Genomic DNA, 14,065 nt, shown 5'->3' with positions numbered 1-14,065 from the left:
AACTGCCGCGAGACCATAACGGTATTCGCGGTTGGTTTCAAAAATGTCCATACGGTTTGGGCCCTGCAAGCCCCCTGGCTCACCGACTCATATGGTGAAGACCAGCCATGCGTTCTTGATATCGGTCAACAGCGTCAAACTTCCCATCCCAGAGGCGCACACCGCCTCTAACACTGCCAGCTTTAGTCTTGCCCCATACGTCAGCGAACTCGGCAGGCAGTTCGCGACTGCCCGGAACAGAAAACCAAAATCGAAAAAGGTGGCGGCGCCTGTCAAAGTCGTCGTGATCTTCATACGCGGTGCGGGAGTGATAGACGATATGGTTATTCACCAATTGGAGATCGCCCGGCTCGAGTTGCATTTCCATGTGCATCTCCGGATCGCTGGCCATCGCTTGAACAAGATCGACCGCCGCTCTCTGTTCGTCGCTCAGCGCCACCGAAGGTAAAGACGATGCCTTGATAATTCTGGCGCGATAATAGTGGCTAGTAAACGCACCTTTATGCCAGCCGAAGACAGGAACGTAGTAAACGTTCGCACTATCCTGACCGGCACCCAATGCTGCAAAAGGTATAATAGACCGAAGGTGCTCAAATAGCCGCGGTTGTTCGGCTGCTATCCGTTTGCAAATTTCCACCGAACTGCAAAGCTTACTGCCCCCACCCTTGGCTGCCGCTCGCCGGCAAAATAGTCCAACGACATCGCAAGGATCAATATGGAACTGAATCTCTTCCGAGCTGCCGTTACCACGCAACGTTTGCTGGCTGGTTTCACCTCGGTCCCGAACATCATGGATAAGCGTTCCACCGTCATTCTGCGGAAGCCCAATGCCGACATACAGACCTATTCCCCACGATATTAGGCGCGCCTCATCTTCCGTTTTGTCGACAATTGGCAAGCCTTTTATCACAGTGAAGCCAAGGCCACTTTCGAGGGCATCGGTAAGCTCGCGAAGGCGCTTCCCGAAGGTTGGAAGCGGGAAGTCACTGGTCGTGAGATCATGAAATGATTTGTCGAGGTTACGGGCGATTTTGACCGCCGTTTCGATCTCATCTTCCTCTTCACTCGTGATCTGATACGTCCAAACTTTCGGATCTGCGACATCTCGACTACGCCAACCGACTAACGTTTCAAACGGTTCGTTGATCGATGTGTGCTGCATTGGCTTGCCTCCTCAGTTGCATGAGATTCAAGTGGGGGTAGTGGGAGCCTCCGTCGGGTATTTCCATGGTCTGCTTGTCTGATCAGCTCGTTCGAAGGCGGTGACGGCAGACGAATATTCCGAGACGAATGTGATCTCGTCGATGCCTTCCAAGAAGATTCGCCGCTGCATCTCGGGAAGCTCAAACGGGAAAGATCGTCCCGACGGAGAAACGATGACTTGACTCTCGACGTCAATTGCCAAGCAAGTGCCGGCACCGCGGTGGCTGATTTCTGAAGCAAGCAGGAACAAAACATCTGTCGGCAGCTCTACCGGCAACACGCCGTGACGAAAGCAGTTAGCAGCAAAAATCTCTCCGAAGGACACGGCCAAAATCGCGCGAAAGCCAAAGCCGCGAAGGGCCTTGACTGCCCACTCACGCGAGGATCCGCAACCGAAGTTCTTCCCGGTTAACAAGATTTCAGCCCGACCCCATTGCGGATCATTTAAAATGAAGCTTGGGTTAGGGGTGCGGTCAGGGAGATATCTCTGCGTCGCGAACAATGCCTCGCCCCACCGGGCATATCCATCATCGGGAGATCGCATAAGCTCTGTGCCGGGGCTTATTTGGTCCGTATCGATGTTGTCTTCGAGCAATGGAACTGCGGCTGCAACGATGTAAAATCTCGTCATCAGATGATCTCCACGGGCGAGATCTTGCGTACGTCAGCAATTGAACCAGCAACGGCCGATGCTGCCACTGTTGCCGGGCTGGCTAAATGAGTTCGTGTCCCAGGCCCCTGCCTTCCAATGAAATTTCTGTTCGTGGTGCTGATGACTCGTTTGCGCTCCAGGCGATCATTCCCCATGTGCCCGCACAAACCACAGCCCGCGTCATGCCACTCGAAACCGGCAGACTTGAAGACGATATCGAGTCCCTCCTTCTCGGCCTGGGCTTTTGTCTCCATCGAACCAGGGACGCAGATGGCGGTGATTCCGTCAGCGATCTTACGTCCCCTGAGGATGGTTGCCGCCGACCGCAAGTCGGACAACCGGGCATTCGTACATGCACCGATGTAGGCGGCGTTAATTTGAATGCCTTCGATTGCCGCGCCAGGAAGGACCTCCATATATGAAAGTGCTCGTATCATATCCGCTCGTTGCGCAGCGTCACCGATACTCATCGGATCCGGAATTCGCTCACCGATTGAAATTACCTGCTGCGGAGTTATTCCCCACGAAACCTGCGGATGCAGATCGGAACAGTCTAGAGAGAATTCCTTATCGAAAGTCGCCTCTGGATCAGAGGTGATTGACTTCCAATACCCAACCGCATCCTCCCAAGCCTCGCCTTTTGGTGAAAATTCTCTGCCATACAGATATTGAAACGTTGTGTCGTCGGGCGGGACAAACCCGTACTTGGCTCCGAGCTCTGACGTCATGTTGCAAAGCGTCAGCCTCGCTTCAATATCCAAACCCTCGACGGCTTTGCCGGCATATTCGATTGCATGGCCAATGCCACCGTTCACGCCAATCTTGCGAGTTAGTAGGAGCACGATATCCTTAGCCGAGACGCCGAGAGGAGGCGCCCCTGTTATCGTTATACGCATTGATTTTGGCCGCTTCATTGCAAGCGATTGAGTAGCAAGAACCTGCTCGCTATCGGTTGAGCCTATTCCCCACGCGAGTGCTCCTATTCCCCCAACTGTGCAGGTGTGACTGTCCCCGCAAACGACTGTGAGCCCAGGGAGAGCAATTCCAAGCTCGGGTGAGATTACATGTACGATGCCTTGCCGCGTGTCGCCGACATCAAACAGCCGGAACCCATGCTTCTTGGCAGCAACCCGCGTTTCCTCGATCAACCGTGAACCCAACGATGCTGGAGATTGGTTCTTTGTACGCCCTTCTTGTGTGTCTACGACGTGATCGATCGTCGTAAATACCAAATCGGGCCGTCGCGCTGATCTGTTAGCGGCCTCCAATTGTCGGATAGTAGCTGCACCCGTCAACTCATGTAGAAATAGTCTGTCAATATACAGAAGGTCGGTGTGGCGATCTATCGGGCTGACAATATGGCTCGCCCAGGTTTTCTCTAGGAACGATTTCGGAAAGGACATCGAGGACCTCGGCGGCGTATACTCCGTATAAATATGCCGTACTCAGAATTTATACAGTTACCAGCGAATCGCCGTCTAGGCCGGATCCAATTATATTCGTCAATATATCATTTCAGATCGGGTTAGTGTTGTAGCTTTTGAACGGCAGAGCCACCTCTACCGTCCGCCTGTTTTTTTTGAACATCGAGGACATCCGCAGGTAAAACACTGTGCGCCGGGGGATTGAGAACATGTCAACCGTCTTATGTCGACGCTCCACTCGGGCTACAGAAAGCCTAACGCGGCGCTCTGGTGCCGCATGCTACTCGCGTTAAAAATGAGGTAGGCAAAATTTGAACTTGCGTTGATCTCTGTTGCCGTTTTCATTCCGTCTAGCGCTAATAGTTCTACCACCCATATCATCTACGAATCTTCGAGAAGCCTGACTGATGATTGCCGCCGCTCAAATCGAAATTTCGTGCGTATCGATACGGTATTATGATATCGCAGCGTACGTTGATGGAACTATTGAAATACCGCAGGATATCCGTCAGGTTCTAACTGAGCAAGAGTTTGCGCGGGCACATCGCCATGTGTTTCGTCGTGGACGCTCAGTCACACTCCTATCGCGCTATCTGTTGCGGCAACTCCTGGCATCTGAGCTAAAAGTTCATCCACGTCTGATTCACTTGGAGTTGGGAGAATTTGGGAAACCGCGATTGGGGGGCGATCATGCCGGCGCGGTCGAGTTTAACGTGTCTCATTCCGGCACGATCATTGCGATTTGTACGTCTTATCACGCGGTAGGAATTGATGTCGAGGTTTGTACACCGCTCGAAGACATCGATACGTTATGCCGTCACTGTCTGACTCCTTCTGAGCAGATGCTCGTTGGAAATGCGACCAGTCTAATGAAATTGCGCACTTTTCTTGAAATTTGGACGAGGAAAGAAGCAATTTTGAAAGCAAACGGTTACGGACTTTCAATTTCACCCAAAAGCATATCGGTTATTGACGCACAAAGATCTGAATATAGGTGGCTTGTGCAAAACATCCCTAGCCCGCCAGGCTACATCGCGGCGGTGGCGAGGGCGAATGAATAAGAATTACTATTGTTGCAAACTTCACTTTTGTGACGGCCCAACAAAACCTATAGACACATATTTTTTTGAGTAAAATAATGTCCCTAGCACGTGCATTTAAGGCGCTGACAACGGCTCTGGTATTTTGTTCAATAGGAGTGACGATTTGGTTATATCTTGCGCCGCCTGCCCTTCTCCGCGTCGGGACCGGATACGCAGCAAAGATTGTGTGCTCGAACGTTTTCCTCGCAGGCCGAAATTCCAATGAAGTTTTGTACGACGATGTACAGGCTCCCGGGAACGTCCTTCTGCGGTTTGTAACTGTGTCGGTCGACTACTCCAACAAACGCGTAACGTCCACGTTTCTGGGCTTCCTGGCCCCCAATTTTGCCCTGTTCCGTGGCGCTTCCGGCTGTACGACTGTACCGGACGGGGATTTCGCAGCCGCACTAAATGCGGTTCCTTTCATCGAGCCAGAGGTGCCGGATTCGAATACTCGTACTTGGCCAGACGGCGACACTGTTTTGGCGCAAAGCCCGAATGCTGTTCTAGATCTGCTCGACAACGAAGGTTTGACGGGACCGAGAATGCGCGCAGTTATAGTGGTGCACAATGGTCGAATTATTGCGGAACGTTATGGTCCCGGCTTCAACCCTAAGACACGCCTCTTGGGTTGGTCGATGACCAAAACCGTCAATGCCCTTCTTGTCGGACGCCTCGTTTATACCGGCAAACTCAACACCTCGGATACGAGCCTTTTTCCACAATGGCAATATGACGATCGTTCTAAAATAAAACTGAGTGACTTACTGACAATGCGGAGCGGCCTCGCATTCAACGAAAACTATGGAAGCGTCACCGATGCTACGCGTATGCTGTATCTGGAGCCGAATATGGTGTCTCTCCCAATATCAGCGAAGCTTGTAACGGCACCAGGAGCACACTTCAATTACTCGAGTGGCACATCGGTCTTGCTTTCTGCAGTCTGGATGGATCGTGTCGGGGATAGACGGGAGGCATTTGCCTATCCCACCGGTGCACTTTTCGGCCCTCTTGGAATGGCTAGTGCGGTACTAGAACAAGACGCCAGAGGTACGTTTGCCGGCGGTACCTATCTCTACGCAACCGCACGCGATTGGGCTCGGCTAGGACAATTTCTTCTTCAGGATGGTGTTTGGAAGGGGCAGCGCTTCTTGTCTCAAGACTTCATGAACGCGATTAAAACTCCGCAGCGTTCGGGCAGCCGGTATACTCAGGCCCAAGCGTGGGTCGCTGCCCCCGACGGACAGAGGAATGTAGACGCTGGAGTACCGGCCGATACGTTCTGGCTGGAGGGCCATGACGGTCAGAGTATGGCTATCGTGCCCTCGCTTAACCTCGTGCTGCTTCGAATGGGCCTAACCCCCGACCGCCTCGGCTACAAGCCGCAGCTACTGTTGAAGCAGATAACAGACGAGATAACAGGGCAGAAGCAATGAAATATTACAAATGGAAGCGAGTGCGGTTTTTCTCTGAGGGCAGGTAGCAGGAGGCACGCCCGAACCATCGGTAACGTTTAAGCGCAACTTTACGATAGATACCATCTCTCAAGCGGACCGGCAGAACGCGCATGCAAGTTATGAGGTTCCACGGAAATCTCAGATGCGACGCTATTTCAAGAACCGCTGAGGAGTGAGTTAGCAACCTTCCATTACTAACGACAAGAAGGGTTTCGCTTGGCACGATCGGTAGGTTTGCAAATTGAGCCAGAATGGGCTCTGCTCGCATCGATGCCGCGGCGACGAAGGTCATCTTCTCATCAGCTTCCCTTCTGAGAATAAAGTCGACCGCACGACTGCACAGAATGCATTCAGTATCGACTACAACAATCATGCTGGTCTTCTCATTCCAGCTATCAGAAAAGGCGGGCTCTAAACGGCTCAATGAATTTCCCCGCAAGCGATATTTGTTCAGCATCGGCTTTTTGTCGTTTAGAATGGCTATCTGGGACAAAGGGAGATACTTGTGCCGGATCTTTTGAGTGCCGCTCTGCACGCCTAACCATTGTGTCGATTTCAGTTGATGATAGCAATACTCCCCAGCGCTCGGAGAGCAGTGGGAATATTGCGCCAGGTAATGACCTGTAATCTATGTAAGTCGCGTGAGAACTACGTTTCTGTGCAGCAGCCAGACAAAATGCACCAAGCATTCGCGCGCAGTACTCCTTGTCGGAACCAAGTCGAACGGCTTCTTCATCACCATCGAACCGAATGTGCTGGCTGATAGCGGGTTCGATCCGATCCCGGTTTCGTAGCCACAACGGTGACATCGCAGCGATTGAAACCATTACTTCTACACCGTCGCGATGAAGGAACGCCCACTTCTGGGCTACGCCGGTCCGAAGAATTTCTCCAAGATAAAGCGCATTCCAACTCTCAAATTTAATCACAGCATACCGGCTTGGACGCGGTGCGCAAGCAACTAAACATCGCAGGACTGCCCGGGTAAGTGCAGAGCGAACACCAAGCGAACCCTTGTAGTTTCTCTCAAGCACAGAATTGACTATAATTGGTTGAGAAACGACAAAGAACCGATCTGAGGATGACAACATCTGCGTCAGCAGAGTGGAACCGCAGCGAGACATATGGAAAACGAAGAAGGTCTCCATTGAACGTATATCTAATTCATCCGAGTACCGCACAAACTCGGGGATCGTCATGCGCACTAGCCGCGGGTCAACGGGATTATATGCCAGTTGCGGGGTAAAGGGCGACGCCCAATGCGAGCCATGGTCTTGCGATCGCACCGGATATAAGACATCGGTGAAGCGATACAGCGTTTCAACAAAGAACGGATCCCGGAAATAAATTCGCGGGAGGCGAAAAAGCACCACCTGCGCTTTGTCCCCGTCGCCAATTATGTCGACAGGGAGAAGCATAGTGTCGTTTTCAAATGCAAATGGCTTCACAGGGTGTTTCCTGAGCACGCTTTTGAGGACGGGGATAAATACCCGCTAAACCTTAAACCGCCTCCTCTAGACGACAAGCTTCCTTGATTAGAATATCCCAAATGTGTCTCGCAACATCTGGATTGATACCGAGTCCTTGCGCGACTTTGGCCCGACTGTCTAGAACAGCCGCCACCCGCTGTGGCTGCATGACAGGTAATCCTACCTGTTTCTTTAAAAGGCCTACACGGTGAACAATTCCCATACGCTCCGCCACCAACTTTAGTATGGCCGTATCCACCGCGTCGAGTTGCTGGCGAAATTCATTCAGATCTGCTTCTTGGTTTAAACTTTTATTTGACATTTTATCTTTCCCTAAGCTTTGGGAAGCATCGTGAAGAAACCGACTCAATCCTTAAGGCCACGGCAGAATGCGCGGTTGAAGCGACAGATAACTTTTAATCGACTTCACGTGCCCACCTGTAAAAGTTCTGGACGGGACGTCCAATTTGGGGCGCGTCTTTCTCGGTTTTGATCCAAGAGTTATGAGCAAACGGCTTGTACTCGAGCTTGCAAATGTCGTCCACATTCACAATCTGATAAAATGGTCCACCGTTTATGCTATGATTCAAAACCAAAGATACGGTATTCGACGGATTGCAGTATCTGTTCTTTGCCGTCGAAAAGTACCCGTACGGGTCACAGCGATGAAGCGCGTTTCCCGATTTAAATTCGTCAACCGTTTTGCCGTTGACGCCTATGCTGCCGAAGCATTGATGGTTTGCTTCAAACATATAGAGGCCGTAGAAATTTCCCTCTAGCGTAAGCTTCTGGTCCCCGGAAATCGCAAGTGGAACCATCTGACCGACGAGAAGCAGCCCCATCAGGGCCCAGCCTGGAACGCTGCTAGCGCCACTTGGGATCTTTACGGGAGCTTGAAACCAAGGTCCAAATAGGACTAAAAGTGCCGGCAAAACAGTAGCGGGATAGCGATAGCCGACCAGAATTCCAGAGTAGACGTGGAATATAGCAAAGAAAGTCAGCACGCTACGCTGAACTAAACGCTTTGAGCTAAATAGGAACCAAGCGCCAACCATCTCCATGAACATCAAGAAATTTGTTGCAATTATCTCAGTTCCTTTGGGAAACAGCGGGAGTCCGTTCCTCAGGCTTGTAAAATACTCTCCGAGCACCCAAGAAGGGTGTATTTTTGCAGCCGTCGATAGAAAATAAAAGAATACCACCGACAGCTGGAGAAAGAATTTCTTGTGTGGAAAGAAAAGAAAAACCAGACAAAAGACCGTGTGGTAGTAGTCATAGTTACCTTTAAATCTATAAGATATAAACGTAAAATAAATCTTGAATAGGAATAACACAAATATTCCAGCGTGAGCCAAAATCCAATCTTTACTATATATTGCGTACGAGCAGCCCACGAGGATGGCAAACAATAGCATGAATACTGCTGTCTGCGAGTATCCATTCGGGTAAGTTGTTAGAAAAATATAATCCGCGCAATTCGGTAGAAAAGGCCAGCACCGATAGGATCCGCTATCGACAGCGTTCGTTGTGATCCAGGGAACATTCATCCAGCTTGCATATGTTACTGCGAAGCCTAGCAGTACGGCTCCCGCCATCCACTGCAAAACCTTGTCTTGCTCAATCTCGCCGACGCTAAAAAGGCGTCTATAGACCTCATAGAGGTTTCGGAAATAGGCGTTCTTCGGTAAAGGACTATGACCAGTTTCGAGGAGTTCTGCGTTTTGTTCGTTCATTGCAGCCTCTGGAGAAATTCGACATGGTTATGTGAGCAGCGCAAGCGTCTTGTTGATATCCCACCCCCTGCGGAGATACAAGCTCAGCGTGTTAAAACCTGATTGCCGACGTAATGCTTCGCGCCTCTCGTAGGATCGATTGGAGGGTTAGGACTGGTTAAGTTGGTACGTGTCTACGAATGGGATCGAATCATAAATGCTAGCGAAGCGGTCCCTTGAGTTTCCATGATAGACAGCGTTGACCCCAAGTTGATCGAAACAGCAAGCTGGCGCCAGCCGTTAGGCAGTCAGCGCCAGCCCAACGAAATCCGGCGTATGCTGGCGATTTCGTTCGTCGTGCATCTGGTAATCGTTGTGCCCCTTATGCTGGTGAGAAGCGCGCAATCGTTTAGGGAAAAGCCTGAGGCCGTTGCTGTGACACTTGTCGAGCCCCCTGCCAGTCCGCAGGCATCTCGCGAGCCCCCCTCGCAATCGCCTCGCCTTGGTTCGCGGATGCAAGCCCCCGCGCCAACAACCAAAAAGGGCCCACTCGTTCACGAAAAGCCGAAAGTAGTAGACGAGAAAGCCGGCGTTTTGCCTCCGGAGCAGCCCAATTTTGAAAATTCTACAGGAGGGATGATCGAGGCGCACCGCCTTAGAGCCTCGGAGGTCTTGGCCGACCCAAGAAGCGCCCGAGCGTCAATGGCGATGAAAACGCTTGCTCCCAGTGAACGTGTCGAGCAGCTATGCAATCTGGAGGGTATGGAGCAGGTAGCGCTATGGAAGCCGGACCTTAAGCCGGATTTTGTTGTCGCTTATGCGATGGCTGATACAAAACTAGAGGGACTCCACATTGAAGCAGACGGAGCAGCGGTGCGGATCGCGAACCGGTGGTATAACATGCGCTATCAATGCACAGTTTCAGCGGATTTGGAATCTGTGAAAACTTTCAAATTTCACATGGGTGTCGAAATCCCGAAAAAAGATTGGGAGAAACACTATCTTACCCCGAGTGACGGCGAGGAAGAATGAGAGAGGCGGAGAAGCCTCAATGATCACCGCAATCTGTAGGTGGCAGCGGCAGCAAACGCCCTTGATTGTTGCGATTTAATAGATACAGGTACCATTGGAGTTTTCGGATAAGCAGGCTTGGTCCCCGCGAACGAACGCTGTTCGTGTCTAAGTTTCGCTATAGCTGGAGCGGTTATGCGCACCTTACTAATCGATAATTACGATAGCTTTACATTCAATCTTTTTCAGCTGATCTATAGCCTGAGTGGAATAGAGCCTCTTGTCATCAAGAACGACCAAATGTCTTGGGCTGAGGCCGCAATGCTTCAATTCTCGAACATAGTTATTTCGCCTGGGCCGGGACGCCCCGAAATTCCCTCCGATTTCGGGATTTCTCGAGAAGCCATCCTAGACGGCCGGTGGCCGGTTCTAGGGGTTTGTTTGGGACATCAAGGAATCTGTCATCATCTCGGTGGAGCAGTGCATCATGCGAAAACGCCAATGCATGGGATCATTGACGCAGTGATCCACAACGGGACCGGCTTGTTCGAAAATATTCCATCACCCTTTCACGTTGTGCGCTACCATTCCTTGGCTGTCGATGCCCTGCCCGAGTGTCTCATACCGACGGCATTTTCATCAGACAATGTAATCATGGCGGTCGAGCATCGAGATAAACCATTCTGGGGAGTTCAATTCCACCCTGAATCGATATGTTCAGAGCATGGCTCGAAAATTCTAACTAATTTTCTCGCACTTGCCGCGAACGAACGTCAGTCTCCAGAAGTTAATTGTGGGGCTGATACCGACAAAGGCGATTTTCGCATTTTTGCGAAACGGCTTGATACATGGACTGATCCGCATCAGGTGATTGAAACATTTTCTACACCCGCCCAGCCCGTCTTCTGGCTGGACAGCAGCCTTTCCAACTCCACAGCGCGGTTCTCGTTCATCGGGGATGCATCGGGACCACATTCTGAGACCCTCTCCTACGAGGTAGCATCGCAGAAGTTGACAATTACGAAAACAGGATCGGTGCGCACTGTTTCGGAGAGCATATTGGACTACATGGAGCGGCGGCTTGAAGCGTTAAAGATTGATGCTCGCTTGGAGGCCCCTTTCGATTTTGCTCCGGGATATGTTGGCTATTTGGGTTACGAAATGAAAGCCGAAACTGGTGGCAGCCTTGCGCATCAAAGCCGATCCCCCGATGCACAATTCATCTTCGCCGATCGCGCACTGTGCTTTGATTTACAAGAGCAGACAATCTGGCTGGTCTGTTTGGAGTTAGAGACGAGGGAGGATCGCGCGAGGGTCTGGTTCGACGCCGTTGAAGAACTGCTTCAACAAACTCCCACAAAGCATACATCCGCGCTCAAGGTACAGATCGAAAATCTGGCACTACGCGCAGACTCTGGAAAATATCTTGAGCTAATCGATAAGTGCCTCACCAAGATCAGAGATGGTGAATCCTACGAAGTTTGTTTGACAAACACGATGGAGGCTCGGGCTGATTTGGACGACATTGCAACCTACATGTTGCTCAGAAAAATTAATCCAGCCCCGTACAGCGCGTTTCTGCGCTTTCCGGCTACCAGCATTCTGTGTTCCTCTCCTGAGTTATTTGTCGACCGAAACAGGCACGGAATTGTCCGGTCAAAGCCCATCAAAGGAACAATTCGTAGGGGAAAGAGTCCTGAAGAAGATTCCGAACTAAAGGGACGTCTGTCATCTAGCGAAAAGGAGCGTGCCGAAAACCTTATGATCGTTGATCTGATCAGAAATGATTTGGGCAAGGTTTGTGAAGTCGGCACGGTGACCGTACCTAAGATTTTCGACGTCGAGACTTATGCGACGGTTCACCAATTGGTAAGCACGATTGAGGGCAGATTGAGATCGGATCGAACGCTCGTGGATCTCATACGGGCGACATTTCCGGGGGGGTCTATGACGGGTGCGCCAAAGATCCGCACGATGGAAATCCTTGACAAGCTGGAGGGCAGCGCTCGTGGAGTATATTCAGGGGCGGTAGGGTTTCTCTCGGTTACAGGTACCGCGGCTCTGAACATTGTCATTCGCACCATCGTTATACAAGAGCAGATGCTCTCAATTGGAGTCGGAGGTGCGATTACTGCACTTTCAGTGCCAAGCGAGGAGTTGAGTGAGACAGAACTTAAGGCAGAAGCACTTCTGCGGACGCTGTCTTCAGTTGCAGGCTATCCTGTCAGATTTAAAGATTCGTGAGGCCAGTACCTGTCAACGATTCTGCTACATTGCCCACTTCTCTCGAGACCGGATTTAACGCGGATACAAACTGGTCATCATACAAGCGCGCATAGTGGGCACCAGATCGGAGTAATTCATCATGCGTACCCTGTTCTAGAATGCCTTTCTTTCCAATGACAATAATTCGATCTGCCTGCTTAATGGTCGATAGGCGGTGCGCAATTATCATTGTGGTCCGGTTTGCGGTCAATTCAGTCAATGCGGATTGAATTTGACATTCAGTTTCAAGGTCTAGAGCAGATGTGGCTTCGTCAAGAATTAATATCGGCGGATCTTTTAAGAAAAGTCGCGCGATCGCGATGCGTTGTTTCTGGCCACCCGATAGTTTGACCCCCCGCTCGCCGACCAATGTTTCCAGCCTATCGGGTAATGACTCGATAAAATCACCTAGGGCTGCGCGTTGAACCGCGGTTTCGATTTCGTCGCTGCTCGCACCAATTCTCCCATAAGCGACGTTTTCTCGAATAGATGCGGCAAAGAGGAAAACGTCTTGCTGCACAACACCGATTTGTTTTCTAAGCGAAGACTGTGTGACGTCACGAATATCGATGCCATCGATCGTGATACTACCGCTGTTGACATCGTAGAATCTTGGCAACAGTGAGCAGATGGTGGTCTTCCCAACTCCCGACGGGCCAACAAAGGCAATTTTCTCGCCATGGCCGATACGGAGACTAAAGCGATCCAAGACCTTTAGATTTGGAGAGTAGGAAAAGGTGACGTTGTTATATGCGATCTCGCCCCGAAATTTTTCGACAGAAATCGATTTTTCGGTATCGGCGACTTCAGGGACACTGTCAATTAGCGCTAAAAATCTTCGAAAGCCGGCTATTGCTTTGGGATAGGTTTCGAGAAAGCTGCCCAGTCTTTCGATCGGCTTAAAGAGAACATTCACAAGAAGCAGAATACCGACAAAGCTTCCCTGAGTGATCTCGCCGACCGCCACGTACCACGCGCCAGCTACCAGCACTAGTAGTTGGACCGATCGGGTGCCTAAATAGGATACCGTCATACTTGCGGTCATATACGCATAGGCTCTCTTCTTGGTTCTCCTATAGTCATGATTCCGGAGGCGAAAAGCCTCATATTCGTGAGTTTCGTTTGAGAACGCTTTCACGACGCGAATTCCGCCGACGCTTTCAGTGATTGTTTGATTGAGTGAGCTAATCTGGTGAAGAAGCTTACGCCAGTTATGCGCGAGCTTTACACCGTACCGCCCGCTGGCCCACGCAACTGTGGGAACGAGACAACTCACAAGTGACCCAAGTTTCCAGTGAATATAGAACATAATGCCGGCCGCACCAAAGAAAGTCATAAGAGATAGAACGACGTCCTCTGGGCCATGATGGGCAACTTCTCCGATCTCTTCGAGGTCCTTCGTGACATTTGTGATCAGATCGCCCACGCTGTTATTGTCGAAATAACCAAATGAAAGTTTTTGAATGTGCGAGAACGCTTGTTGGCGCATATCTGTTTCGATGTTTATGCCGAGTAGGTGACCGTAGTAGTTGACGATCGCCAGGAGCCCACCATTTATAGCATATACGAAAATAAGAAGCAGGGCGCTCCAAATGATCAGGCTCCAATCGCGAGCCGGCAGTAGATCGTCTACAAAAATCTTCACGATTATCGGGAATCGAAGCTCCAGCAGGCCAGCGATAACCGCTGACAAAAGCGTTATAGCTAAGAGTTTTTTGTAAGGGCGATAGTAGGTGATGAAGCGCCTAAGCATTGAGCCTCTCAGTATATCAAAAAAAGAATCTGAGCCG

At 50.7% G+C, this 14,065-nt stretch carries 11 protein-coding genes and 1 pseudogene; 4 read left to right on the top strand and 8 right to left on the bottom strand.

All coding sequences use genetic code 11. From position 1 onward, the window contains the following. Window positions 1-79 precede the first annotated feature (79 nt). The 3 genes from G6L97_RS26630 to G6L97_RS26620 are packed head-to-tail and all read right to left on the bottom strand — an operon-like array spanning window position 80 to window position 3,258. Window positions 80-1,162 (bottom strand): TauD/TfdA family dioxygenase, encoded by a 1,083-nt coding sequence (locus tag G6L97_RS26630; RefSeq protein WP_174004543.1) that lies wholly within the window; start codon window positions 1,160-1,162, stop codon window positions 80-82. Window positions 1,163-1,189: 27 nt separating this feature from the next. Beyond that, complete coding sequence (leuD, locus tag G6L97_RS26625; RefSeq protein ID WP_174004541.1) at window positions 1,190-1,834, bottom strand: 3-isopropylmalate dehydratase small subunit; 645 nt, start codon at window positions 1,832-1,834, stop codon at window positions 1,190-1,192. Continuing rightward, complete coding sequence (locus G6L97_RS26620) at window positions 1,834-3,258, bottom strand: 3-isopropylmalate dehydratase large subunit (protein ID WP_174004539.1); 1,425 nt, start codon at window positions 3,256-3,258, stop codon at window positions 1,834-1,836. The genes leuD and G6L97_RS26620 overlap by 1 nt, the downstream gene beginning before the upstream one ends. Window positions 3,259-3,686: 428 nt before the next feature. Here G6L97_RS26620 and G6L97_RS26615 point away from each other — a divergent pair, with 428 nt between their 5' ends. Both G6L97_RS26615 and G6L97_RS26610 read left to right on the top strand, forming a co-directional pair. Beyond that, the gene (locus G6L97_RS26615; RefSeq protein WP_174004537.1) at window positions 3,687-4,340 is read left to right on the top strand and encodes a 4'-phosphopantetheinyl transferase family protein; all 654 of its coding nucleotides are present in this window, start codon (window positions 3,687-3,689) and stop codon (window positions 4,338-4,340) included. Between the two features lie 74 nt (window positions 4,341-4,414). Continuing rightward, on the top strand, window positions 4,415-5,797 hold the full coding sequence (locus G6L97_RS26610; protein ID WP_407655372.1) for a serine hydrolase domain-containing protein: 1,383 nt from the start codon (window positions 4,415-4,417) through the stop codon (window positions 5,795-5,797). Between the two features lie 4 nt (window positions 5,798-5,801). Here G6L97_RS26610 and G6L97_RS26605 read toward each other — a convergent pair whose 3' ends face one another. The 4 genes from G6L97_RS26605 to G6L97_RS26590 all read right to left on the bottom strand — a co-directional run bounded on the left by G6L97_RS26605 (window position 5,802) and on the right by G6L97_RS26590 (window position 9,020). Then, complete coding sequence (locus tag G6L97_RS26605; protein ID WP_174004533.1) at window positions 5,802-6,191, bottom strand: thiol-disulfide oxidoreductase DCC family protein; 390 nt, start codon at window positions 6,189-6,191, stop codon at window positions 5,802-5,804. Window positions 6,192-6,213: 22 nt separating this feature from the next. Beyond that, window positions 6,214-7,266 carry a hypothetical protein gene (locus tag G6L97_RS26600; protein ID WP_174004531.1) on the bottom strand — a complete coding sequence of 351 codons (1,053 nt, stop codon included), beginning with the start codon at window positions 7,264-7,266 and terminating at the stop codon, window positions 6,214-6,216. Between the two features lie 52 nt (window positions 7,267-7,318). Next, window positions 7,319-7,609: a chorismate mutase gene (locus G6L97_RS26595; protein ID WP_174004529.1), complete on the bottom strand. Its 291-nt coding sequence runs from the start codon at window positions 7,607-7,609 to the stop codon at window positions 7,319-7,321. 94 nt (window positions 7,610-7,703) lie between these two features. Then, window positions 7,704-9,020 (bottom strand): hypothetical protein, encoded by a 1,317-nt coding sequence (locus G6L97_RS26590; protein ID WP_174004527.1) that lies wholly within the window; start codon window positions 9,018-9,020, stop codon window positions 7,704-7,706. A 225-nt stretch (window positions 9,021-9,245) separates the two neighbouring features. Between G6L97_RS26590 and G6L97_RS26585 the strand changes: the two genes are divergently transcribed. Next, on the top strand, window positions 9,246-10,031 hold the full coding sequence (locus G6L97_RS26585; RefSeq protein WP_174004525.1) for a DUF930 domain-containing protein: 786 nt from the start codon (window positions 9,246-9,248) through the stop codon (window positions 10,029-10,031). Window positions 10,032-10,205: 174 nt separating this feature from the next. Next, the gene (gene pabB / locus G6L97_RS26580) at window positions 10,206-12,254 is read left to right on the top strand and encodes an aminodeoxychorismate synthase component I (RefSeq protein WP_174004523.1); all 2,049 of its coding nucleotides are present in this window, start codon (window positions 10,206-10,208) and stop codon (window positions 12,252-12,254) included. Window positions 12,255-12,312: 58 nt separating this feature from the next. Here the strand turns inward: pabB and G6L97_RS26575 are convergent. Then, window positions 12,313-14,028: pseudogene (locus G6L97_RS26575) on the bottom strand (ABC transporter ATP-binding protein); the annotation flags it as partial. Between the last annotated feature and the right edge of the window lie 37 nt (window positions 14,029-14,065).

This window comes from Agrobacterium tumefaciens, assembly GCF_013318015.2.
Classification (GTDB): domain Bacteria; phylum Pseudomonadota; class Alphaproteobacteria; order Rhizobiales; family Rhizobiaceae; genus Agrobacterium; species Agrobacterium tumefaciens.
This window is presented reverse-complemented; position numbering and strand designations above follow the sequence as displayed.

Coding starts and splice junctions, on each gene's coding strand:
- G6L97_RS26630 (WP_174004543.1), bottom strand. CDS start 1,162: ATGCAGCACACATCGATCAACGAACCGTTTGAAACGTTAGTCGGTTGG.
- pabB (WP_174004523.1), top strand. CDS start 10,206: ATGCGCACCTTACTAATCGATAATTACGATAGCTTTACATTCAATCTT.
- G6L97_RS26590 (WP_174004527.1), bottom strand. CDS start 9,020: ATGAACGAACAAAACGCAGAACTCCTCGAAACTGGTCATAGTCCTTTA.
- G6L97_RS26595 (WP_174004529.1), bottom strand. CDS start 7,609: ATGTCAAATAAAAGTTTAAACCAAGAAGCAGATCTGAATGAATTTCGC.
- G6L97_RS26605 (WP_174004533.1), bottom strand. CDS start 6,191: ATGATTGTTGTAGTCGATACTGAATGCATTCTGTGCAGTCGTGCGGTC.
- G6L97_RS26615 (WP_174004537.1), top strand. CDS start 3,687: ATGATTGCCGCCGCTCAAATCGAAATTTCGTGCGTATCGATACGGTAT.
- leuD (WP_174004541.1), bottom strand. CDS start 1,834: ATGACGAGATTTTACATCGTTGCAGCCGCAGTTCCATTGCTCGAAGAC.
- G6L97_RS26585 (WP_174004525.1), top strand. CDS start 9,246: ATGATAGACAGCGTTGACCCCAAGTTGATCGAAACAGCAAGCTGGCGC.
- G6L97_RS26620 (WP_174004539.1), bottom strand. CDS start 3,258: ATGTCCTTTCCGAAATCGTTCCTAGAGAAAACCTGGGCGAGCCATATT.